The organism is Vibrio sp. 2-Bac 85 (assembly GCF_037546705.1).
In the GTDB taxonomy this organism is placed as follows: Bacteria; Pseudomonadota; Gammaproteobacteria; order Enterobacterales; family Psychromonadaceae; genus Psychromonas.
The window spans coordinates 330,575-353,012 of sequence record NZ_JALAAB010000002.1 but is presented as its reverse complement, the minus strand read 5'-3'; the positions used below and the strand labels follow the sequence as shown (position 1 = coordinate 353,012).

Sequence of the window (22,438 nt, the reverse complement as noted above, 5' to 3'; positions counted from 1 at the left end):
CTCTTCAACTTTCACCTGTTGACGAGAATCTACAGTTTTTTGACCATATTTCACTCAGCTTTGTGCATCATTAACTCATTAACTAATTGTAAAGGTTTTTGGCTGTCTAGCATTGTTGGCATTGTTGTAGCATTGTTATAGCATTGTTACTTTTTAACTCATTAACTAATTGTAAAGGTTTTTGGCTGTCTAGCATTGTTATTGTAAAGGTTTTTGGCTGTCTAGCATTGTTATAGCATTGTTACTTTTTAACTCATTAACTAATTGTAAAGGTTTTTGGCTGTCTAGCATTGTTTTTACAAGGCAATTATCTTTGATGTGATTGTAAGTAATAGTTATCGTGGCAATGGGGTAGGGCAAAAAATGATGAGTCTTATTAAAAACCATGAAAAGTTAAAAAAGGTAAAGCATTTCGAGTTATATTGCTTACCTGAAATGGAATCGTTCTATTCGAGTTTTGATTTTTCAACTGATGTCGGTGGCATTAAATTAATGCGTTGTATGAATGCCTGAAAAATTGCTTCAATGCAAAATAACAGGTGTCGTTCTCTTTGCTGCACATTTTAGTCAACTGTAACTCACCACTTAATACTGTGTGAGATGTATGAGCTAACTTCATTTTAATGGCTTAATAAGATTAAATTTTTAAAGGTGTTTTTTTTGAGAAACAAAAATTATCTCGACGAGTTAACGTTTTTATTAATTAAAGAGTTTGTGCCAGTAGGTTATAAAATCACTCGAAAGGTCGAGCTAGATCCCTTACCTGAAAGCGCTAAATATGAAGCGTTAAACTTTCATCTTAATGATCGACGTATTGTTTATCGCAAAGGCAAAATTACCTCAGATAGACCGGGTGCTTTTTTGGCTGTTTGGCAACGTCCTCCTTTAGAGGATTTAACAAGTAATAAACCTAAACCTATACCATTAACATCTGATGATCTTGATTATTTATTTATACATGTAGAGAGCCATTCGAATATTTCGGAAGGGATTGAGCATAGATCCAAATATGGAATGTTTATCTTTCCTGTTTCTCTTTTAATTGAAAAAGGGATTTTAGCTTCAGTAAAAAATAAAGGAAAAACTGGCTTCAGAGTATTTCCACCGTGGAGCGAAGATAGAGGGGATATTGGTACTAAGGTGTTTTCTGAGTCAGGTAAGAAAACCCAACGCTGGCAAATTCCATTTTTTCTAGATATTGATGAAAATGGTTTAATAAACCCCTGTGAATTGAAAAAGCTGCTTCAAATATAAAGTACGTCACTCACACCTAACAATTGATTAAGGTTGTTTCTCTTTATATCGCTTTTTTTGGGAGGCGGGAGCTGGGAATGATAGTCAGATTTTTCCTTTGAAAATTAATGTTAATCTCTGTGGTTTTGAGGCGATAGTTCTTCACGATATGTTGTTACATACTCCCTTTCTTTATTAACCTCGCCTTAACCTACTCCTCTGTAAGCTCGACCTAATTTGAGTCATAAAATGTTTAAAGTAAAATTTTTTGTGATTTATAAATAAAGTGAAGTTAAATAGATCTCTAATGTGATTTTTTTAAAAAGGAAAGATTTTTAATGTCATTATTAAAAAAACCGAAAAAATGGGCAGCTCTTGCACTCGTCGCTAGTATTGCTTGCATCTCAGTCGTTGCTTGGTGCATGTTCAGTGTAAAAGGAGGAACGATGGGGTTTAGGGATGCCGCAGGATTAACACGATTGACTGTTCAGATAAGTGCAGGTGTCGCTATTTTTTCTGCTGTAATTTTTATATTTTCATTGATTCGTAGAGAACTGATTTCGAGTTTGATGAGTGGGATTGCAGCATTAATGCTTTCTGCGCTGGTTTTTGTAGCAGTAACTAGTCAACCTTCTGAATATGATTCGCCCGCAGGGCCTGCGCTTAATGATATTTCAACGGACACTTTAGATCCGCCTCAATTCGATGCAGTTGCAGGAGTTCGACCTAGTGATAGCAATACTTTGGATTATCCTGGTGAATCGGCTGTGGCTAGGCAAGCAGATGCATTCCCAGATATTGCGCCTATCCAATCAAAACTTAGTAGCCAAGCTGCTTTTCAACGTAGTCTTAAAATAGTTAGCGACTCTGGGTGGGAATTAATTGCAGAGGATGATGCTAGTGGGATTATTGAAGCCGTTGATACAACAGCTTTTTTTGGTTTTAAAGACGATATTGTTATTCGAGTTCGTGAAAACGGCAATAGTAGTATTATAGATATTAGATCTCACTCTCGAGTTGGTCGCGGTGATCGGGGACAAAATGCCAAACGAATTCGTCAGTTTATTGAAGATTTTTAATGCTAGTTATTGTCAGGTGAAATAAGTAGCTGAATAAATGGCTAATATGAGGAAAAATAGAGATATACATTTTTGATCGAGGAAGGTTGCTCAATCTTGCAGGTTAGCATGCATCTCTTCAGCGTTATAAATTTTACCCTCAGACTTAATGGGTTTAGTTAAATGCTGGTTGTATGAATAAAAAAGGTGAATCATTGCTGATCCACCTTTTTTAATGCTAGCGCTGTTAGCCTAGTTTAGTGAAAAGGCTACAAGGTTTTTTTTATTACTACCGATTACATACGGTAAGTTAAGTTTAAACCGACAGTACGGCTTTGGCCTACCGATGCACGGTAACCACCGTTAATTAAATACACAACATCTTCATCTGTTAAGTTAGTGATGTAACCACTGATTAATAGATCGCCAACAGTATAATCAACACTTGTACCTATGATTGCATAATTACCAGCTTTGTAATCTTCAGTATTATCAAGGTCAGAGTAGTATTCACTGACGTAGGTCACATCGGCACCGAGTGTTAGGTTTTCGCCAATGTATTGCGTTAATCCTAATGATGCATTGAGTTTTGGTGCATTTGATAGTTCATTACCTGCAAAGCTGTCGTCTGAATCAACTTTAGTTTTTAACAAACCAATTGATGGACGTACCTCTAAGCTGTCAGTTAACCAGTGAGATAATTCGACCTCTAAACCCATTGTATGTGCTTTACCTACGTTAGTGATTTTGTAATCAGAAATACCTTGGTAGTCTGTGTAGTCATTGTAGAAAATAGCTGTGTTGATAGTAGTACTGTTGTTTAATGCTGTTTTAGCGCTTAGCTCATAGGCATTGACCGTTTCACTTTCATAAGTATAAACCTCAGAAGCACCTGCGTAGTTATAGTAACCAAGACCACCTGAGTTATAACCTTGACGTACTGAAACGCCAAAGGTTGTATCTTCGTTCGGGCTGTAAGTTAAAGCAAGTTTAGGCAATACAAACACATCTTCAATATCATCATCTATATCATTAGTTACATAAGTCGCAGTAAATAATCTGTCTTGTTTTTCGTATTGAACTCGTGCACCAGTTGTGAGCGTGAATTGGTCGTTAATGTAATAGTTCATTTCACCGAACAGACCTAAGCGTGTTTCGTCTGTTTGACCTTCCGTAGAGAAGCTTTCACTTGATACTGTATTCTCTCGATCAGCAGCCATTACACCTACAAATCCATCAACGTTAGAATTGCTTGGTGTGAAAGTTAACTGACTCTCTATTTTGCTGGTTTTATCTTTAAAATTATAAGTTTGTTCGGTTGGGTATTGGTCAAAAATATTTGTCTGACTATTGAATGACAGCAGGGTGCTGCTTGCCACTTGATTACTTAACTTATATTTAATTTCAGAAGAAATATTGTAAACATCAGAATCTTGAATGCGAGTGTTGTAACTGAAGTTACGGCCAAGGCCTTCGTTATAATTAGTACCTAGCGTTAAGGTTTCATCTTTATGGCCTGAACCATCGTCCCAGTTTGCCCAGTTTAAGTAGTTACCGTCTGCTTTGCGGTAGTTTGCTGTCAATTTGATTGATAGATCTTCATTGAAGGCTGGTTTCCATAGTAATTTACCACGGAAGTTTAAGTTTCTTGAATCTTCTGGATCGACAGGTATGGTATCGCCATCGTAGGTAATATAGCTTTGTCCATCGGTACCGTCGAATGCAAAACGGTATGCTAATTGTTCATTGATTGGGCCAGATGCCATTAATGCAACGTTTTTCATTACATTACCGTTTTTGTAAATTTCAGCACCACCACGAATTGCATATTCGGGCGCAAAAGTAGGATCGTTGGTTTTAACTGAAACAGCACCACCAATAGAATTTTCACCCTGTGTCGTTGATTGTGGACCACGAAGTACTTCTATTTGTTGTACATCCCATACTCCTGAACCACTAAAGTTGTAGCCAGTAAATGCATCGGAAACACCATCGACATTTGTATCAACACGTTGACGAGCACCACTTCGAATTGCGTAGAATCCGGTTGCCGCACCACTACCATTAACTCCTCGAACATTAACACTACCAAAGCCTGATGTGACTACGTTAGGAGCTTTAATGATCACGTCATTCACTGTTTTGGCACCCGTTTTATCAATATCTTCACCTTCTATTAGGGTTACTGCTGTGGTGGTCTCCTTGATATCTCTATCTATTTTTTCCCCTGTCACAATGATCATTTCTGTGTGTGAAGGTTCTTCTGCCATGACTTGACCGGTTAACGCGATCATAATGCCTGCATATATTTTGCAATGCTTCATATTTACTAGTTCCATTATTGTGTTTCTTTTGATTAATTGGTAATGATATTTATTATCATTAATGTTAATGTAATTACTGTTGAGATCACAGCACAATAAGTTATGCAAAACGGCTATTCAGTTATGGAAAAAAATAATATGAAGTTTAAAGGGAAGTTAAAACAGACTTTGCCTAAAGGTACTTTTATTCGAACAATTGGAGATTTAAAGCAAAAAACTATCTTATCTGACAGTCACTCTAACGACATTAATGCAGGTAAAAATAAGCAAAGTTTAGCGTTAATAGAAGGCGACCTTATCTCTTATCAAGTGGATAATAATTTTATACTGCATGGGGGAAAGACTAAGGAATTAGTCGATTTTCAAGTACTGGCCACTGCCAAAAAATCACTCTGTATCACCATATTATTAGCAGGTAAATTAGACTTTGGTTATGATGATTTAAACTTTTTTTATGATGCCGCTGAACAACAACGAGGTGTTGTTGTTAGTTTGACTAGACCAGTTAGCTTTCGTCGTACGCTATTTAAAGATAATCAAGTTGCTAAACTTAATATCATATTACTGCAGCAATGGATTGAACATCGTATTCGTTGTGATGATAATTTTAGTCATTTTATTAGCCAACATTTAGCTAATTTTGAACTGCAATTAACAACTGAGATACTTTCTTTAACGACTAATATTATTGAATCCAGCGCGCCAAGTACGGCCATCGAGCAAATGCACCTTGAATCTTTAACGCAGCAGTTGTTGCTTAAAGTACTTATGCAACTAAACGAGACGGTTAGTGTCATAAATCAGGTTGAAAACACCACATCAAATGAAGATTCAATAGGTTACGATCGAGTTTTTGATACATTAGTGTCTTATATTGAAGCCAACTTAGATCAAGATATGACGGTCAGCCATTTGGCAAAGTTTTCGGCAATGAGTGTTTCTAGCTTGCAGCATAAGTTTAAAAGCACATTGGGTATCAGTGTATTAGGTTACATTCGCCGTCGGCGTTTAAATATTGCCAAACAGCAACTAGAGGCGGGTTTAATGACAATCTCTGGAGCCGCTTATAATGCCGGGTATCGCCATCCTTCAAATTTTACCAGTGCATTTAAAAAAGCGTTTGGTATTCCACCACAGGATCTCATCCTTAAAACCGATCATGCGTAGATGCTTTAAATGATTGCTTATTACACTGTTTATTCGATTGTTTAGCAACACTTGTGTCAAATTTCAAAAGGTTATTAATGAACAACACACCGCCATTAGATAGTTTATTAACTTATTTTAATCTCTCCAATAAAAGCATTGCTTCGTCTCGATGGTGGAATGATCTCGTTAAAAATGGAAGTCCTTTGATCAAAGTGCAACAGGGTGGAGGTTGTAGGGTTTTATTTATATGGCAAGATCCTGAAGGTGGCAAGCCCTCGTCAACAACCAGCGTGGTTATCTTAAATGTGAGTGCCCTGACTAACCACAATACTTGGCAACCTAGCTGTCTAACAAGGTATGGTGACAGCGATCTATGGTTTGCTTGTTTAAATGTTAATGAAAAGTGGCGTGGCAGCTATTCTTTTATACCGATTCAATCACATCAATTACCAAGACTTGTTAAACAACAAAGTGACGGAAGTCGAGATGCACAACGCCGCTGGTGGTTAGAGGTGGTCAAGCAGCAGGTTCAGGACCCATTAAATACCGGCCCAACGGTTGTGTCCTCTTGGGGGCTGAGCTCTCCTCTACATTTACCGAGTGCACCACGAGAGTTAGGGTGGCATGAATGGGATCAAGGTAAGCTTGCGAGCTTGCCTATTGCCGAACATGTTAATTTCACATGGTTTGCTGAACAATTGGATAATGAGCGGCAATGTACTCTTTTCTCTACGGCTAGTGGCGATGCGCCTTTAGTTATTTTATTGGATGGAGAAAAATGGGGCGAAGATTCTGGAATGCTATCTGTATTGCAATATTTAACTAACCTTAATCAAATTTCAGCAGCACATTATCTGTTAATTCCGGCTATTGATAACAAAACACGTTGGCAGGAACTTAGCTGTTATCAACCATTTTGGCAATCAATCATCCAAGAGTTGTTACCTCAAGTTGCAGATAAGCTATTACTCTCGCATAAATCCATCACAGAATATGTTGTTGCAGGGCAAAGTTTAGGTGGGTTATCTGCTGTCTACGCAGGAACCTATTTTGCAGCCTATTTTACCAAGGTGATCTCGTTATCTGGCTCGTTTTGGTGGCCGGAAATTGAAAGAATGCAAGATCCGGATGCCTTTAAATTAGCGAATCCAGATTGGAGTAAAGTACTACCAAAAAATAGTTTAGCTGAACGGGTATCAAATAAAGAGATAAGTGTTGCCGGTTTAGATATTTATCAAACCGTAGGCAACGCAGAAAAAGAATTAAGCGTTTATAACGCGTTGCATTATGAAATATTCAAGAAAAATGGCGCGAATATAATCTATCAAGAAGTGGATGGTGGCCACGATTGGTTATCATGGCGATCATCTTTGATAAATGGTTTAGTCTCGCTGTTGCCCAGTAAGATCTAGCTTGTTTTTGCTGCTCTGCCGCGAGGGATAATTAGCGGCGTATTTGAAATGGGATCCGGCAAGATTAAACAGGGTAAACCAAATACTTGTTTAATAAGGGCCTCAGTGACAATCTCATTTGGTGAGCCTGTCGCGATTACTTCTCCTGCTTTTATCATGATCAAATGGTCGGCATAACGACAAGCATGATTAAGGTCATGCAATACAGCAACCAATGTATGGCCTTGAATTCGATTAAGATCTTGAAATAGATCCATCAGTTCGATTTGATGCGCAATATCCAAATAGGTGGTGGGCTCGTCTAATAACAATAACGATGTTTCTTGTGCTAATGCCATCGCAACCCAGACCCGTTGGCGTTGTCCTCCTGATAACTGATCCACATTATGCTGCGCAAAATCCATTACGCCTGTGGCTTGCATTGCTAATTCCACGGCTTTTTGATCCGCTTCAGACCAAGTTTGAAACCACTTTTGGTGTGGGAATCGGCCGCGGGAGACTAAATCTATTACCTTAATGCCGTTAGGTGCAATGGCAGATTGCGGTAACATACCTAATTTTTTAGCCACTTCTCGCGTAGATTGACTGTGTATATTTTCCCCATTTAATAATATTTCCCCCGATTGTGGCAGTAATAAACGACTTAAGGATCTTAATAGGGTTGATTTCCCACAGCCGTTTGGCCCGACAATCACCGTGAATTTACCGTTAGGGATTTCTACTGATAGGTTTTTGGCTATTACGTTTTGCTCGTAAGCCAGTGTTACTGATTTTATTTCAAGCGCAGCCTGTACGGTGTGTATCTCTGCTGTGTTTGCAGAGCTTACTTGAGATGATGCTTGTGTCATTATTTACCTTCTCGAATAATCAAATAAACTAGATAGAGGCCACCTAAGCTAATGGTGACAAGTCCTACTGGTAAGGTAGCGTTTTGCCAACTATGTTGACCAATAAAGTCTGCAGTCATTAACAGGAATGCCCCCACTAGCGCAGAGCCGACAAGAGTAATATGTTGCTGTGAATGTAGCCGACGTGCTATTTGCGGAGCGGCAAGTGATATAAAAGAGATCGGGCCTGTAATGGACGTGGGAACTGCCGTTAACGACACCCCGATCAACATTAATAGCAAGCGTGTTTTATTGACTGATAATCCTAAGGCAGCGGCAATATCATCGCCCATTTCTAATAACTTCATACGTGTGTTTAACAGTAATGCTAAGGCGACTAACAACAAAATTAATAGACTAGCTGGTAATATACGTCCCCAGGTCATGCCATTTAATGATCCCGCACTCCATAGAGCTGCGGTCATTGCGGTTTCTAATGAAACGGTCAGAGACAACCATTGATTAAATGCGGTCAAGGTGGCGCTAATGGCAATACCTACAATGATCAGCCTGAAACCTGAGTGTCCATCTTTATAAGCAAAAATATAAACTAAAATCGCAGCACCTAAGCCACCGATTAAGGACCCAATTACGCTGTACCAGTAAAAGTTGCCAAATAGGGCGATGGAAACCAGTACGCCAGTGAACGCGCCGACATTAAAACCTGTGATATCTGGACTACCTAAAGGATTTCTGACTAATGATTGGAAAACCGCACCACTAATGCCCAGTCCAGCGCCAATAACCAGAGCAGAGAATAATCTTGAAGCTCGCCATTGCCAAACAACAATCGATTGATACTTATCTGCTTCACCGGTGATTAAATGCCAAATACTTTGTAAGTTATTGGCAACATCATCACCAATGAACAGGGTAAAAAAGATTAAGGTTATCCCTAAAGTTATTGTTAAAGCGACCGCTAAACTGATCCCTGAAGGTATTGCAAAAACTGATCGTAAATTAATATTCTTAAAATTAATTGAATTGGAGATCATAAACTACTTGCTCCTTTTCGACGTACCAGATAAATAAGAATAGGTGCGCCGATAAAAGCGGTGACAATAGACACTCTTAGTTCCCCGACTATCAGTAAACGACCGATAATGTCTGCGATAAGTAATAAGCTAGGCGTGAGGATAAAACTGAATGGGATTATCCATCGCTGATCTGGGCCGACCATCCAACGGGCAATATGAGGCATCATTAAGCTAACAAAGCCTATTGGGCCTGCGGCAGCAGTTGCAGCGCCGCAGAGTAAGGTAATGGTCATTAAACCAACTATCTGCACACGGATGGGATTACTTCCCAGCGATGCAGCTAACGCATCACCTAAACCAAATGCGTTTAATGCGGGCGTTATACTCAAGGCTAATAGACATCCGGCAATAACAACTGGGGCAATATACAAAGGGACCGATAGGCTGCGAATATCTAAACTGCCAACTGTCCAAAATCGTACTTGGTCAAAGGCCAGTGGATTAAATAGGATTAATGCTGAGCTAAGACCTGCGAACACTGCCCCTAAGGCGATACCTGCCAAGGTTAATTTAAGCGGGTCAACTTTACCTGCACTGAGGCTACCAATGGTAAATATCAATAAACTAGCCACTAATGAACCCAGCGCTGCATAAATGAAAAAATCACTGAACTGTGTCGCGCCTAAAAACACCACAGCAATTGCGACTGCCAAGCTAGCGCCTAAATTGATGCCGAGTATGCCTGGGTCTGCTAATGGATTCCGAGTGATTGCTTGTATTAAAGCACCTGAAGTACCCAAGGCCATTCCTACAAATAATCCATTTAATGTTCTTGGTAAACGACCTTCAAAGATGATGGAATGTGTTAATCCGCCTTGATCAGAAAATAGAACATGGTAAATATCACTGATGGATAAAGCTTTTGCACCAATACATAGGCTAGCGACTATGATCAAGGCTAATAATACTAAGCAAAGTATTAGCCATTGAAAGTGACTTAATACTAAGCATTGATAACGGCTTGTTGAACGAATAAGAGTCTGAACATTATTCATTGCTACTGTCACCAAACAGCGATTGTAATCGCGTGAGTAGATTGGTTGCGCTGTAATAATCGAGTCTAAAAGTATCGTTACCAACGGCATACACTCGTTTGTTTTGAACCGCTTTATTGATTTGCAAAAAACTATTGTCGAGTATTAGCTGCTCAGACGATTGTTCAGTAGCAAATAATAAAATGGACTTTCCTGTCACAGCATCTGGAAAACGTTCACCTTTCGCGATAATAATGTCATCGCGAACGCCCATACTAATATCGCCTTTAATTGAATCTGGGATGGCGGCAAGGGTAAAGCCTAACTCTTCCAATAAACGGCCCTGTGCTGACTGGCTTGTCCAAATGCTGGCGCCACTGCCATCTGGGTTATAGACCATAGCAGTAGTGGGTTGTGCTGGTAGTTTAATGCTTTTTTTAGTTTCAGATGCTTGTTGTTGGAATGAATCAATGATTGATTTAGCTTGTGCTTCTAAGCCGAAAAGGTCACCAAATATTTGCGCCAGTTGCAACCAACTTTTATCATCGTAGCGAATGACAAGAGTGGGGGCGATATCTTTAAGTTGATCATATAAACGCATTGCCGAATCGGCCCCAGTAGTTGAAATAATAATAATATCTGGGTGGGCTTTAATGATGGCTTCTGCATTAGGTTCACTTTGATACAGAGCTTCTACACCTCGTTGTTCTGCAACACTATCCCATTGACGCATAAAACCTTTTTCAGAGGCGACGTTAGTGTTTGGCATTGTTGCTCCAGAAGCGACTAAAGGTGCATCTATCGAGAGTAAGGTGCCAGATAAGGTGACACTGGTAGATACAATACGCCGAGGTGGCTTATCAAGTGTTAATAGGCCCTGTGAGGTCATGATACTTCTTGGCCAACCTGCGGGATCTTTTTCTACTTGATCGATTGCTAATGCAGAAGTGATTTTTTGTGCATCACCACAACTTACTAATAAAAGCCCAGCAAACAAGATTAAGAAAGGGCGGGCAAGTAATCGAATCATGTGTAACACCTTGAATAAAATAAAAATGATTATATCGTTAAATTTATTCATTTAATACAAATGATAATTATTATCTTTTGTGATCTTTTAAAACTTGGATTCAAATAAATTATTGGGTAGTTATTGGTAAGTCTAAATTGTCAAATAGACTAAGATCTTGCATTCTGCATTATTATCAAGAAACGACTAAATAAAACTTTGAATAGATCGTTAGGAAGAGGTTAGATGTGGCTTTTTACAGTCAACACATGACGTGTGGTTTATCGCTGAACGATAAAGAAAGCAATATGATTTGATACAATTGGGGTATTGGGTTTAATAATTTAAAGTGTTAATAATTTTAAGGTGTTATTAATTGTAGAGGGAGTAAAACAATAATTTTAAAAATAGATTAGAACAAGTTCGAATAATATTTATTTATTAAAATACTGAGGATTATTAAGACTAAAAAGTGGTGCCGCTACTGGACTCAGCTATTAACTCTACTACTTTGATTTTTAATGATTTTTTTGTGTTGAGTTTTAGGCGTGTTACCTGACGTGTTGCATTGAAGTTTTGTCACTAACTAAAAATAAAAATTGTACCCTACAAGCGTAATATATTTTAAATTTATTAGCTATTTAAGTAAGGTTGAAACATTCGGCTTTGGCCGGTTTATTTCATTGATAATACCCCTACACACTTTATGAGATAGTAGAGGAGCATCGGTACGGGTGTCATGAATTTTTTAAATCCAATATCACTTTTTTACTACTAATATCGATATCCGCGAAATAATACTTATACAATTGAATCGGTTGTGCTGGATGAAGTAGTTTGAATCAAGCTTTTAAAGTAATGTTATTAAAATACTTTATCTGATTCAAGCTGCTTCTGAAATAGCACTTATAAGTTAAAAAGTTTTTAATTTATAAGTAAATTATTTCTTTTTAATTCTTAACTAGATTTTTGTGTCCTTCTTTTATCAACTCTTCCATCATTTCTTTAGATGAAACACCATATGACTTCGCAATTTCATTTAACATATTAGTAGCTTTTTTAGAAATAGAACCAGTTAAAGACTTAGTATTTAATTGTTTTTTCTTATCTCTGCTTTCTTTCATTAGCCATGCTTTTTTCATACAATGTATAAAGTCGCATTTATCTTTTGTGGAAGTTCTCCACATGTCGATTAAAGAAATATAATAATATAATTGGTCTGAGTTTGTAGTGTTTTTATTTATTGTGAGATCTGATTTCGGAATGTTATTTTTATCTAAATATTTTTCTATCCACTCAAGTTGTAGTTTATTTCTAAAATCTAGCCAGTAAAACTTTTCTTGCTTATATACAGAATCCCAGTTAGCTATGAGCGTTTTTAATAGCTCTTTTTTGCTATTTCTACTCATAGCTAATAAATCAAAAAATTGAATTATTTCACTATATATTATTTTTTTTGATAATGGATTACTGTTTGGAACTAAATAATCAAACTCAGAAGCTCCCCCATAAGGCGAATTCCTAACCCAAATCCTTCCATTTAAAAGGTTTTGGATATTTATATCTAAGGGATTACCTTTTGAGATTAAATTACAATTTTTACACTTGCCCCAAATAAAACGAAGTAACCGTTCATTTGAAGAATCAATACATGTTAATTCATCGGTCGTTAGTGCATATTCTTTAAAGTCTAGTATTAAATCTCTGATGTTTTCATGATCCAATATATTTAATATTTCTATTGAGTATTTATTTGCTGTTGATGGTTCCTTGTGTGTTTCCCATACATTGTCTAGATAGTATCTATGCCAAATATAGCGACATATTCGTATATCAGTTAAATCAGGAAAACTTTCTTTTTTTATAGTTTGTTGCATAAAAATCACAATATAAATAATAAGTCGAATTTTAAGAGTAACATTTTATTACTAAGTTTTTTTGTGATTTTGTGTTGATTTATTGTATTTTTATTGTATTTTTATTGTGATTTTAACATTATTTAATGTGGTTATTTCGTCGCTAATATGGCCGTTAACCTCCCTTGAAGAAGGTTTGTGTTAACGTTTTGTGTTCATGTCTCTCTTGATGATGAATGTTACTATCCACAATTAAAGTGCCCGGTTCAATGTAACAAGAATAGGTTACTCAATACTTGAAAAAGTAGTGCGAATAAAATTCAGTGTCAGACATCAATTTTTCAAGAGTTAAAGAGAGCAAAAGAAAGGCTAGGTTTAAGCGACGCGCTTAAAAAACTGATAAATATGAATTGTTGATACGAGGTGATATTTGCTGCGTAAAAAAGAATAATAGTGAAAGTCAGGCTCTGTTTGAATTGATTGCTCATCGTTATAAACGAGCAAGTTTGCTTATTACTTCAAACCAAGCCTATAGAGAGTGGGGAAGTGTTTTCGGCGGTAATATGATGACAGTTGCCGCTATTGATAGACTAGTTCACCATAGTGATATCTATAAAATTAGAAGGCGAAAGATACCGTAAAAAAAACAATGAAACTAAATTAAAATGCCGGCCAAGTTAGTTGGCGTCTAATACAAATCATGCCTGCGAGGACATTGCGTTCAATAATTAAATAAGTTGGCTGTAGTTAGTCTTTTCATAATATATAACTTTATGTATTGAGAATAACTCCAGAGTAATTTGTTACTCTATTTTACTTTGTTGGCTACTGCAGTGCCTGGGGCTAAAATAGAAATTATTGTCTGTAATAGATATATCTAATATTTATTATTAGTAATACTAAATAAGTACAGTAGATATTATACAGGTAAGATATATAGAGTATTTTATATGCATATGATGACTAGAGACCTGTAACTATTAATAAAAACATAGTTAGCAAACCTTGTGAATGAAACCACAAGGAAACAACTATGTTTAAACATCTAACAATCCACCAGGGTACGCACTTCGAAGGTTTTCCAATTAATATTAGTAATGGGCCTTTAGTTAGGTCTTATCTAGAGAAGACTTACAGTGTGTTGAATCAAGCTTTACTTACTCATCCTCGAACTATCATTTTTCATGCTGTATTAAGCCTACCTCAGAATTACGATACTCAATTATATAATCCAAAATCTATCAGTCGGTTCATCGCGTCATTTAAGGAGCAGGTTGAGGCTGACCAGGCGAGGAGGTTAAAGTCTGGGAAGCGAGTCCATAAAACAGAAGTTGGTTATACCTGGTGTAGAGAGAAAGATAGTTCATCTAACTATCACTATCATATATTTATATTAATGAATGGGGATTCATATAGGTCATTTGGAAATTTGGTTACCCCCGAGCCAGGGCAGTTGTTTTACATGCTGAATGCAGCATGGTGCAGGGCTATAAATATCTATAACAATGGCAATTGTGGGCTTGTCCACTTAACTACGCCATCTCCTGTATACGTTAACGCAAATGAAGCTAACTTTGATAGTGAGTATGATAAATTTATCGGAAAAGCAGTTTGTTCTTTTGAATCAGTTTTCTATTGGATGAGTTATATAGCAAAGTTAGAAACTAAGTGCTTTGTAGATGGAAACAGAAACTTTGGTTGTAGCCAAAATAAATGGTTCTTATTAAAGGGCTATTAAACGTGAGTAAAAAATAAATCATTAAGCCTTGAATGAGCAGATAAACACCATAGGATGCTTATCTGCTCTAACACTCTACTATAGCTTAACCGCAAACTCTCCTAGTGAGGATTGCTGTGCTTTATCATGAGAGGGCAAAACATGTTTCTTGATATGCCAGCCATTACGAATGTAATCGTTATCTGTTAAAAAATAGCCTGCTCCCATACTGTAGTGTTGTCGGTGTTCTTTACTTTGGTCCTTATTATTCATGTAACTGGTATCTGGATGATTCAAACATGCTTTACGCAGCTCAGGAAATAGCATTCTAGTATGTTTAGACCAAGCTAATATGATGGTACGGGTTGTTTTACTTTGGTAGTAGTCATCACAAGGATCACTGCCTTCATCATCATGCTCGGTGAAAGTCGCGATAATAACCGCATTGGCCCAGGAAGGTACTTGTATGGATGCCTGGAACGCTTCAGTTCTTGTTTGATATTCGGGCTTAGCTTCTTCGTTAAAGTCGTTAATCGCTTTGTTTGATCGCTCCTTTGCCATGCGTATTTGTTCTGCACTGTACGCTACTTGCTTACGGGTTTGCATTACAGATATTTCGTTTAAACAGTAGTTTGATATTGTTTGAATCAATGCAACGTAATCTGCGTCTATTACTAATTCCTTTCTATTACCTTCAATGTAACGTTGCTGATGGTATGCCTTCATACGTAAGCATCGGTCTGAAAACCCTAAATCGTTATTACCAATACCTAAATCAAGTCTGCATTGGTATTCACTATTATCAGATAAAAAGACGGTAATACGTGTTTTATCATAACCACCAGCCAAGTTACCCATTGCCGCTTCAAGGGCCATGTTTTCAAAGTCATCAAAGGCATAGGTTGTATCGTCATTGAATAGCTTAGATTCAGACCAATGAACTAATACTGAAAGTGGAATAATGCGCGATGCTGGTGGAATGATGAGTTGTGTTGTCATATTAAAATCCTATTGAGTACCGGAAAAAGTATAAAGCCAGGACGTTGTTTAACGTCCTGGCTTTATAGTGGGGTATAGAAGTGAAAAGAGTGTTTTGATGCTTATGTGTGATAGCAGGAGAATATAGTTGTTATAACAAAGCAATTTTGAGTAATTTATTTAAAGCACGATACAGTACTTTTTTTACTAAGTTGGCTAGTTGCTCAAAGGTATAATCAACAAGTTTTTTTGTCTTTTTAAAGGTGCTTGCAAAATGGTTGTCCCATATTGGTTTCAAAGTACTTGAAGAATACTGGTTCCATATCAATTTAAATGGATGTAGTGATAAAAGCAATTTAGTGAACATGACTAAAAGTCCTTTTGATTAGTTGGTATTTAATGGTTTAGTGGATGAACAGTAGATGGACTTATAGCAAACCTCGTTCAGCAAATGACACGCAGTCTTTTCCGACCACGATATGGTCAAGCACTCGAATATCGATTACCTCTAAAACACTTTTTAATTTTTGAGTGATTTGTTTATCTGCATTTGATGGTTCTGGATCACCAGATGGATGGTTATGTGCAAACATCACTGCTGCTGCATTATGTTGCAAGGCTATTTTGAGCACTTCTCTCGGGTGGACACTAGCGGAGTTAATGGTTCCGAAAAATAGCTCTTTATATTCAATCAAACTGTTTTGGTTATCGAGTAACAATACTGCAAATACCTCACGTTCGTAGTTTGCTAGCTTGTACTGCAAAAATTCCTTAACTGCCGTCGGATTATTAAAAGAGTCGCCGCGTAGATATTTCGTTTCAATTATTTCAGCTGCCATTTCTAGTACTTGATCGTCGGACATAGTTGGGTGATTTTTATAGTTGTTATTTACGTTATTCATTTCTGCATTTCCTTATACCTATCTGTTGTAAGTACATTGGTAATATAGGCATCAGAAGTCGTTGAAAGACGGATTTTATAGAATAAAATTTAGTGTTTATGCTCTCCCAAGTGAGCATGAGGCCAGTAACCATAGGGTTTTACATGCACGGCTGGACGTAGCCTTATTTTATTAAAAACATACATTGGTAATCAGGTGAATGAAACAATAAAGGAATTCACCATGAAACAAACTAGGCTAATTAAACTAAAAGAAGTAATAAACTTAACTGCATTAAGTCGCTCATTAATCTACAAAAAAATGAAAGAAGGTTTATTTCCTAAATCTGTTAGCCTGGGTGATAGGGCTGTTGCATGGATAGAAAGTGAAATTGAAGAGTGGATAGAAGAAATTATTGCCCAACGAGAAGTAAAGGATGATGGTTAAAATTAATAATATTATGAGCTTCCTATAATACTGTAAACAATGTATTTGAGAAGTTCACTGGGTGTTAAAGTACTAACCCCTTGCTACTTAAAGGAACTCAACTGCTCATTCTCTAAATATGGGAAGTTGCCAAATCAGGTAAACATTCATTATAAATAAAAAAAAGAAATTACCCCTTACTTATCGATAAAAGATAAGTAAGGGGTAATAGTATACCGGCGTATTAAATTTCTAATTCAACAAAGTCCTTATCAACATCTTCTTGAGTAATACCTATATAGCGTAACGTGACACCTTCAGATGAATGTCGAAGCATCTTCATAACACGAGCAATATCATTGGTACTTTTGTATAGATGATAACCCCTTGTCTTACGCATTGAGTGAGTACCTAGATTAATATTAACCTCTTGACCTATCATTGCGAAGGTTTCTGAAACAGCACGCCTAGATAGCGGTTTTGGGGCTTTGTTGAGAGATTGTTGATTGCGGTAAGATTGAAAGAGATAAATGTGATTAGGGTGTTCATCACGTACCTGATTAATCGTTGTTAATGCTTTATTGTTTAATTGGATATTAGCAAGCTTGCCTGTTTTAGATTCATGGATTAATAAACGATCATCGTGAATGTCAGAAAACTTAATCGATAGTAAATCAGATATGCGCAATGCCAGGTTTAAACCAATATTCCAAATATCAGCCATTTGCTTGCTGTAACGTTTTTCAAGTAGATAGCTAATCAATTTAACTTTATCCAAGTCTTTTACTGCTTGTACTTCTGCCATAATTCAATTCCTCTGTGAGTTAGTTCATAGAGGTGATATAGGTTTGAAAATATTTGGAAACATATTCATAAGTGTGAGAAAACTGTTTTAGGGTGATGAAATCATTAGTAAGGTTGTATCGAAAGGCTGTAAATAATTAATAATTAATAATTAGTGACCTAGAAGCGTGCAATAAAGAATATGCAGATGTATGATAAAATGCAGTACATTTGCATACATTTAAGGACGTGAAAATGGCTATTACCAAAACAGCAACTTTGACCATACGAGTTGAACCAAGCTTGAAAGAAGCGTTGCGCAATGTCGCTCAAGCTGAACATAGATCTATCGCCAATATGATTGAAGTGATGATTCGCGAGCATTGTGAAAAAAATGGTATAGCGATAGATAACACCGAAGAATTAGATCAGCGTGGGGAGCGTTAATAATGATCAAAACAGTTAAACAGGCGTGTCGTTTTAATCCTGTAATTCAGGATTACAGAATGAGTCAAGGGATTGAGAACCTAGCTGATTTAATCACTGATGCTGGTGATGGAAGTGATTTTTTCTCTCGTAACTTTGTTACTCACGGTATGGAGCAACTTTTCCGAGAAGGTATGCTTAGACTATCAGGAAAGTCGGATCAAGCTGTTTTCGAGCTAACTCAAGCGATGGGAGGTGGTAAAACCCACATGATGATCGCTTTAGGCTTGCTTGCTAAACATGCTCACCTTAGACCACTTGTATTACCTGATAGCCTTAGTAGTCGCTTAGATTTCGGTAACGCTCGTATTGCGGCTTTCAATGGACGCAACAACCCTAGTAACTATATCTGGGGTGATATCTGTGCACAGCTTGGTGCTGAAGAACAAATAAAAGAGCATTGGGTTAATGGTCCCAAAGCTGTCGATCAACAGAAATGGAAAGACATCATTGGAGACACACCAACTCTGATAATGATTGATGAGTTACCACCTTATTTGAATGTTGCGAGTACACAGCCTTTAGGTACAGGCACGTTAGCAGATATGGTCGTTTATAGCTTAAGTACGTTAATGAGTGCGGCTTTAGAACTGCCAAATTGCTGTATCGTTATGGCGAACCTTTCGGGCAGCTATGAGTCCCAGACAAAAGCTCTTGCAGACTCAATTTCTAACTTGCAACAAGAAACTCGCCGCCAATCAATGACCATTACCCCAGTTCAATTATCGGGTAATGAAATTTATGAAATTTTGAAAAAACGTCTTGTTGATGAAATGCCTGATGAGCAAGTAATCAATGACATCGCTGAAGAGTACGCGCAACAAATTAAAAAAGCAGAAAATGGTGGTTACATCATCGCTTCAAGCATTGAGCAGATTGCTGACCAAATTCGAGATACTTACCCGTTCCACCCATCTTTTAAACACTTAGTTGCTTTGTTTAAAGAAAATGAAGGCTTCCGTCAAACGCGTGGTTTGATGCAGTTTACTGCTCGACTTTTGAAAAGTGTTGAACAGCGTAAAACTGATGATGTGTTCCTTATTGGTACTCAGCACCTCGATTTAAATGATGAGCAAGTTAAAGATGAAATTGAGAGAATCTCTCCAAAGCTTGTTCCAGCTGTAACGCGAGATATTGCAGACAAGGGGGATGCAATTTCAGAGATTATCGATGCAGAGCAAGGTAGCGATGCTTCAGCTCAATTAATGACTCTCTTATTAGCTTCGTCTCTCTCTCGCGCAGTTGGTGGTCGCATCGGTTTATCTGAAAGCGAAATTATAGAGTTTTTAGCTGCACCAAACCGAAAAGCAGATGAATTCTTAGATGCTATTCAGAAACTACGTGAACAAGCCTGGTACTTGCACCGTGAAGATGAACGTTTCTTTATTAAAGAAACAGAAAACTTATCTCGTCAGATAGAACGAAGTGCGAAGGAAGTTCCACAGCCTAAAATTGACCAGGCGTTGATTAACCGCCTGAAAGGGATCTTACAACCAAACACTCGCAATACCTATCAAGATGTTCAAATTTTACCTCGAATGGATGAGCTCAAGCTAAGTGGTCCTCGTACCCTTATCGTTATAAAACCTGACGGTAAAGTGCCACCAAGTGAGCTAATGAACTTCTTTGAATTCCAGCAAGAGAAAAATAACCTTTTAGTACTAACTGGGCAAGACAGTATCATGGCTGACGCTGTAGAAGAGAGGTTACGTGATCTATATGCGATCGAGTTAATTAACAAAAAGCTTAAGTCTGGAGATACCTTATTTGAAGAAGCTAGGGATCGACTAGAAGAAGCAGAGGGCCGCTTTTCTAAGGCTCTATCTGCGTCATACAACACCATTTTATTTCCTGGAGTAGACCCTCTAGATGGTTCTGAGCACTTGCTAAAGGTCACTATCGATAATGGATTAAAAATCGGCGATGGTGATCAGTCTGCCGAAGTGCAAATTGACAAATTAATGGCAGATCCTCGCGCCAACTATAAGTTAGCAGCTGACCTAAAAGATGACTTTACCCAGTATTTTGCAATGGCAGAATCGGAGCTTTGGCCTTCAGGTGCAGGAAATAGACGTACTCCGTGGAAAGATGTGGTTAGTAAAGCGAAGTGTAACCCAAGTTGGCCTTGGATGCCTGGTAACAATGGTATGGATACACTGAAAGCAGAAGCGCTTAAGCAAGGTCGCTGGCGTCAAGGTGAAGATGGTTACATCGAGAAAGGTCCATTCCCTAAAGAGAAAACGAGCGTTAATGTTTCTTTGCTTAGTACGAATTCAGATACTGGAGAATCAGTACTTAGCTTAACTCCAAGAAATGCAGGTGATAGTCCAGCCATTCATTATTCTACTAAGGTTGAGGTTTTAGAAACGGACGCACAAGTTGAGGATAGCGAAAGCTTTAGTACAACTGAAAGTACGCTTTATTTTCAAGTAAGAGATCCAAGTGGTAAGTATGAAACAGGTATGGCTGCACGCTGGGTTGCAGACCTTAAGATAAGACATCAGATTGATGCATTGGCAGATAAACGAAAAATCACTCTGCAATGCACACCAAATGCTGACATGTTTTACACATTAGATGGGGCTAACCCTAAAGATGGCTCTGCTTATGACAAACCATTCGATATCGGTTCGGATGCAACACTATTATTAGTGTACGCCAAATCAGGTGAAGCATCTAAGACTGCAGAGTTTTCTATTCCACACGTTGGCGATAAAACCGTAAAAATTGACGACACCAAACCCGCACGACTCAATAGTGCAAAGCGTGTCTCACTTGATACTACCGATAAGGTTTTCTCAGTTATCAATCGATTTAAAGACCAGGCTGCAACTAAATTCAAAGGAGTTAGGATCGAAATTGGCGAAGGTGAAAATACTGTTGGTATCCGCTTTGGTGAACGTCAAATTACAGCTATCATGATCGAAAAAACAGTGAATAGCCTAAGAGAACTACTCAATGAGGTGGATGCAGCGGTTACAGTTAACGTGAGAGACGGCATCGAGTTTGAAAATGGTTTTGAAGCAAAAGAGTTTGCTAATTTAGCAGGTATTGAGCTTCGCCCTGGTGATGTGGCACAGGAAGAATAGTCCTGTATGTATAAAGTAAACTATGATGAGGAGAAATAGATGTCAAAGGTAATAGCAAAACAAAATGCGCCAAAATATTCGACGCTGGGTTTTGGGGTGCCTGCGTCCAGCGATCCTCATCACTTTAAAGTTATCATTCCAAAAGCAAATAGCGGCAAAGTTGAAATTAGTGAGCATCTGGGCATGCAAGCTCAGAGTGAAGAGCTATCGGTTATTGAGCGTGTGGTTCTAGACCGTCCTTGTTGGACAGCAATACGTGCAGAAGTGCAGCGAGCGTTTAATGCTCGATTGAAGAGCTATGATCTAAAGCCAAGCTCTTGGAAAGTCGGAGAGAATGTTGTCGACCGTTTGCTGGGGAAAGAGCTTTGTGTACTTGCCTGGGCAATAGAAGGCATGGATGTTGAAAATATCTCCGTAGCAGTTCGTAACTGGTTAGCGCTTCGTCCTGAAGAGCGCTGGTGGTTATTTGGTATGACAGCAATGAGTACAGGCCACAAGGATGACCGCGATGTAGGTTGGCGTGTTGCGCTACGCCATGCTCTTGGTGACATTGTACAAACGGAGTCGCTGGGAAAAAATAGCCAGGTTCGTGAAGTCTCACCAAGTTACTCATTAGTTCAAGTTGATAGTGAGGCCAACCTACAATCATCTAATGAAAATTCACAGAAGAGTACTGAAAGTTTATCTGAGTTGCCAGTTAGCAATGCTGATCCAGTAGTCCAAGGTGAGGAAACACCATTCCTCGTTACTGAACCTAAAGAAGAGAGTTCAGTGGCGGAGGATGTGCTATTCCTATTTGAAGCCAAGAAAGCTAAAGCAGGTGGACACCCGATTGGTGACATGAGTAAACCAGAATTTGTTGTTGGTAAAGGTTCGACTACAAACATAGCTGTGGCAAAGTCGTTAAGACCTACTATTCGAGAACTACGTCAGAAACTTTTAGACGAAGGTGTTCTTGTGAAGGACGGAGAGGTTTATTCCTTTATTTGTGATTACACATTCAAAAGTCCAAGTTTGGCTGCTTGTGTGATTGCGGGCAATCCTCGCAGTGGTATGGATGCATGGCGGGATTTAAAAGGTCGTAGCTTGAAAGAACTGGGTTACGGTAAAAAAACCAAATGATTTTGCAATGGGCGGGA

The 22,438-nt window shown here is 38.0% G+C and carries 20 protein-coding genes; 11 read left to right on the top strand and 9 right to left on the bottom strand.

All coding sequences use genetic code 11. The features are described 5' to 3' along the window. Window positions 1-318 precede the first annotated feature (318 nt). The 3 genes from MT390_RS04375 to MT390_RS04365 all read left to right on the top strand — a co-directional run bounded on the left by MT390_RS04375 (window position 319) and on the right by MT390_RS04365 (window position 2,312). Window positions 319-513, top strand: coding sequence for a GNAT family N-acetyltransferase (locus MT390_RS04375; protein ID WP_499439800.1), 195 nt, complete (start codon window positions 319-321; stop codon window positions 511-513). Window positions 514-660: 147 nt separating this feature from the next. Then, window positions 661-1,254, top strand: a complete 594-nt coding sequence (locus MT390_RS04370; protein WP_499439799.1) for a MepB family protein — start codon at window positions 661-663, stop codon at window positions 1,252-1,254. Between the two features lie 317 nt (window positions 1,255-1,571). Beyond that, window positions 1,572-2,312 (top strand): DUF1499 domain-containing protein, encoded by a 741-nt coding sequence (locus MT390_RS04365; protein ID WP_499439797.1) that lies wholly within the window; start codon window positions 1,572-1,574, stop codon window positions 2,310-2,312. A gap of 275 nt (window positions 2,313-2,587) precedes the next feature. Here MT390_RS04365 and MT390_RS04360 read toward each other — a convergent pair whose 3' ends face one another. Then, window positions 2,588-4,630 (bottom strand): TonB-dependent receptor, encoded by a 2,043-nt coding sequence (locus MT390_RS04360; RefSeq protein WP_499439796.1) that lies wholly within the window; start codon window positions 4,628-4,630, stop codon window positions 2,588-2,590. A 123-nt stretch (window positions 4,631-4,753) separates the two neighbouring features. On the opposite strand from MT390_RS04360, the gene MT390_RS04355 reads away from it, so the two are divergent. Together MT390_RS04355 and fes are read left to right on the top strand one after the other, a co-directional pair. Next, window positions 4,754-5,782, top strand: coding sequence for an AraC family transcriptional regulator (locus MT390_RS04355; protein WP_499439795.1), 1,029 nt, complete (start codon window positions 4,754-4,756; stop codon window positions 5,780-5,782). Window positions 5,783-5,859: 77 nt separating this feature from the next. Further along, entirely contained in the window at window positions 5,860-7,176 is a 1,317-nt protein-coding gene (fes, locus tag MT390_RS04350; protein WP_499439793.1) for an enterochelin esterase, read from the top strand. Here the strand turns inward: fes and MT390_RS04345 are convergent. From MT390_RS04345 to MT390_RS04325, 5 genes are all read right to left on the bottom strand, one after another. Further along, window positions 7,173-8,024 (bottom strand): ABC transporter ATP-binding protein, encoded by an 852-nt coding sequence (locus MT390_RS04345; RefSeq protein ID WP_499439791.1) that lies wholly within the window; start codon window positions 8,022-8,024, stop codon window positions 7,173-7,175. The two genes, fes and MT390_RS04345, sit on opposite strands and share 4 nt — an antisense overlap. After that, window positions 8,024-9,058: a FecCD family ABC transporter permease gene (locus tag MT390_RS04340; protein WP_499439790.1), complete on the bottom strand. Its 1,035-nt coding sequence runs from the start codon at window positions 9,056-9,058 to the stop codon at window positions 8,024-8,026. The genes MT390_RS04345 and MT390_RS04340 overlap by 1 nt, the downstream gene beginning before the upstream one ends. Next, complete coding sequence (locus MT390_RS04335; RefSeq protein WP_499439788.1) at window positions 9,055-10,095, bottom strand: Fe(3+)-siderophore ABC transporter permease; 1,041 nt, start codon at window positions 10,093-10,095, stop codon at window positions 9,055-9,057. The genes MT390_RS04340 and MT390_RS04335 overlap by 4 nt, the downstream gene beginning before the upstream one ends. Next, the gene (fepB, locus tag MT390_RS04330) at window positions 10,088-11,104 is read right to left on the bottom strand and encodes a Fe2+-enterobactin ABC transporter substrate-binding protein (RefSeq protein WP_499439786.1); all 1,017 of its coding nucleotides are present in this window, start codon (window positions 11,102-11,104) and stop codon (window positions 10,088-10,090) included. Before fepB ends, MT390_RS04335 begins: the two co-directional genes overlap by 8 nt. 929 nt (window positions 11,105-12,033) lie before the next feature. Further along, entirely contained in the window at window positions 12,034-12,960 is a 927-nt protein-coding gene (locus MT390_RS04325) for a hypothetical protein (RefSeq protein WP_499439785.1), read from the bottom strand. Window positions 12,961-13,349: 389 nt separating this feature from the next. On the opposite strand from MT390_RS04325, the gene MT390_RS04320 reads away from it, so the two are divergent. Together MT390_RS04320 and MT390_RS04315 are read left to right on the top strand one after the other, a co-directional pair. After that, window positions 13,350-13,580, top strand: coding sequence for an ATP-binding protein (locus tag MT390_RS04320; RefSeq protein WP_499439783.1), 231 nt, complete (start codon window positions 13,350-13,352; stop codon window positions 13,578-13,580). Window positions 13,581-13,972: 392 nt separating this feature from the next. Beyond that, the gene (locus tag MT390_RS04315; RefSeq protein WP_499439781.1) at window positions 13,973-14,677 is read left to right on the top strand and encodes an inovirus Gp2 family protein; all 705 of its coding nucleotides are present in this window, start codon (window positions 13,973-13,975) and stop codon (window positions 14,675-14,677) included. A 78-nt stretch (window positions 14,678-14,755) separates the two neighbouring features. On the opposite strand, the gene MT390_RS04310 is transcribed toward MT390_RS04315, so the two are convergent. Beyond that, on the bottom strand, window positions 14,756-15,655 hold the full coding sequence (locus MT390_RS04310; RefSeq protein ID WP_499439780.1) for an LPD25 domain-containing protein: 900 nt from the start codon (window positions 15,653-15,655) through the stop codon (window positions 14,756-14,758). Window positions 15,656-16,062: 407 nt separating this feature from the next. Next, a complete protein-coding gene (gene radC / locus MT390_RS04305) occupies window positions 16,063-16,536 on the bottom strand; it encodes a RadC family protein (protein WP_499439779.1) in 474 nt (157 codons plus the stop codon). 222 nt (window positions 16,537-16,758) lie between these two features. Between radC and MT390_RS04300 the strand changes: the two genes are divergently transcribed. Further along, complete coding sequence (locus tag MT390_RS04300) at window positions 16,759-16,962, top strand: AlpA family phage regulatory protein (protein WP_499439778.1); 204 nt, start codon at window positions 16,759-16,761, stop codon at window positions 16,960-16,962. Between the two features lie 223 nt (window positions 16,963-17,185). On the opposite strand, the gene MT390_RS04295 is transcribed toward MT390_RS04300, so the two are convergent. Beyond that, window positions 17,186-17,746: a tyrosine-type recombinase/integrase gene (locus MT390_RS04295; protein ID WP_499439776.1), complete on the bottom strand. Its 561-nt coding sequence runs from the start codon at window positions 17,744-17,746 to the stop codon at window positions 17,186-17,188. A 233-nt stretch (window positions 17,747-17,979) separates the two neighbouring features. On the opposite strand from MT390_RS04295, the gene MT390_RS04290 reads away from it, so the two are divergent. From MT390_RS04290 to MT390_RS04280, 3 genes are read left to right on the top strand one after another with little or no spacing between them, the layout of a single operon-like run. Continuing rightward, complete coding sequence (locus MT390_RS04290) at window positions 17,980-18,171, top strand: type II toxin-antitoxin system antitoxin (protein WP_499439775.1); 192 nt, start codon at window positions 17,980-17,982, stop codon at window positions 18,169-18,171. Between the two features lie 2 nt (window positions 18,172-18,173). Further along, window positions 18,174-21,299 (top strand): anti-phage-associated DUF499 domain-containing protein, encoded by a 3,126-nt coding sequence (locus tag MT390_RS04285; protein WP_499439774.1) that lies wholly within the window; start codon window positions 18,174-18,176, stop codon window positions 21,297-21,299. Between the two features lie 39 nt (window positions 21,300-21,338). Further along, a complete protein-coding gene (locus tag MT390_RS04280) occupies window positions 21,339-22,421 on the top strand; it encodes an anti-phage-associated DUF3780 domain-containing protein (protein ID WP_499439769.1) in 1,083 nt (360 codons plus the stop codon). The last annotated feature ends 17 nt before the right edge of the window (window positions 22,422-22,438 follow it).

Bases quoted from the DNA above. Each gene is read 5' to 3' on its own strand.
- MT390_RS04315 (WP_499439781.1), top strand. From the start codon at position 13,973: ATGTTTAAACATCTAACAATCCACCAGGGTACGCACTTCGAAGGTTTT.
- MT390_RS04280 (WP_499439769.1), top strand. From the start codon at position 21,339: ATGTCAAAGGTAATAGCAAAACAAAATGCGCCAAAATATTCGACGCTG.
- MT390_RS04335 (WP_499439788.1), bottom strand. From the start codon at position 10,095: ATGAATAATGTTCAGACTCTTATTCGTTCAACAAGCCGTTATCAATGC.
- MT390_RS04345 (WP_499439791.1), bottom strand. From the start codon at position 8,024: ATGACACAAGCATCATCTCAAGTAAGCTCTGCAAACACAGCAGAGATA.
- MT390_RS04285 (WP_499439774.1), top strand. From the start codon at position 18,174: ATGATCAAAACAGTTAAACAGGCGTGTCGTTTTAATCCTGTAATTCAG.
- MT390_RS04290 (WP_499439775.1), top strand. From the start codon at position 17,980: ATGGCTATTACCAAAACAGCAACTTTGACCATACGAGTTGAACCAAGC.
- MT390_RS04360 (WP_499439796.1), bottom strand. From the start codon at position 4,630: ATGGAACTAGTAAATATGAAGCATTGCAAAATATATGCAGGCATTATG.
- radC (WP_499439779.1), bottom strand. From the start codon at position 16,536: ATGAATAACGTAAATAACAACTATAAAAATCACCCAACTATGTCCGAC.
- MT390_RS04295 (WP_499439776.1), bottom strand. From the start codon at position 17,746: ATGGCAGAAGTACAAGCAGTAAAAGACTTGGATAAAGTTAAATTGATT.
- MT390_RS04340 (WP_499439790.1), bottom strand. From the start codon at position 9,058: ATGATCTCCAATTCAATTAATTTTAAGAATATTAATTTACGATCAGTT.
- MT390_RS04355 (WP_499439795.1), top strand. From the start codon at position 4,754: ATGAAGTTTAAAGGGAAGTTAAAACAGACTTTGCCTAAAGGTACTTTT.
- MT390_RS04310 (WP_499439780.1), bottom strand. From the start codon at position 15,655: ATGACAACACAACTCATCATTCCACCAGCATCGCGCATTATTCCACTT.
- MT390_RS04300 (WP_499439778.1), top strand. From the start codon at position 16,759: ATGAAACAAACTAGGCTAATTAAACTAAAAGAAGTAATAAACTTAACT.
- MT390_RS04325 (WP_499439785.1), bottom strand. From the start codon at position 12,960: ATGCAACAAACTATAAAAAAAGAAAGTTTTCCTGATTTAACTGATATA.
- fes (WP_499439793.1), top strand. From the start codon at position 5,860: ATGAACAACACACCGCCATTAGATAGTTTATTAACTTATTTTAATCTC.
- MT390_RS04365 (WP_499439797.1), top strand. From the start codon at position 1,572: ATGTCATTATTAAAAAAACCGAAAAAATGGGCAGCTCTTGCACTCGTC.
- fepB (WP_499439786.1), bottom strand. From the start codon at position 11,104: ATGATTCGATTACTTGCCCGCCCTTTCTTAATCTTGTTTGCTGGGCTT.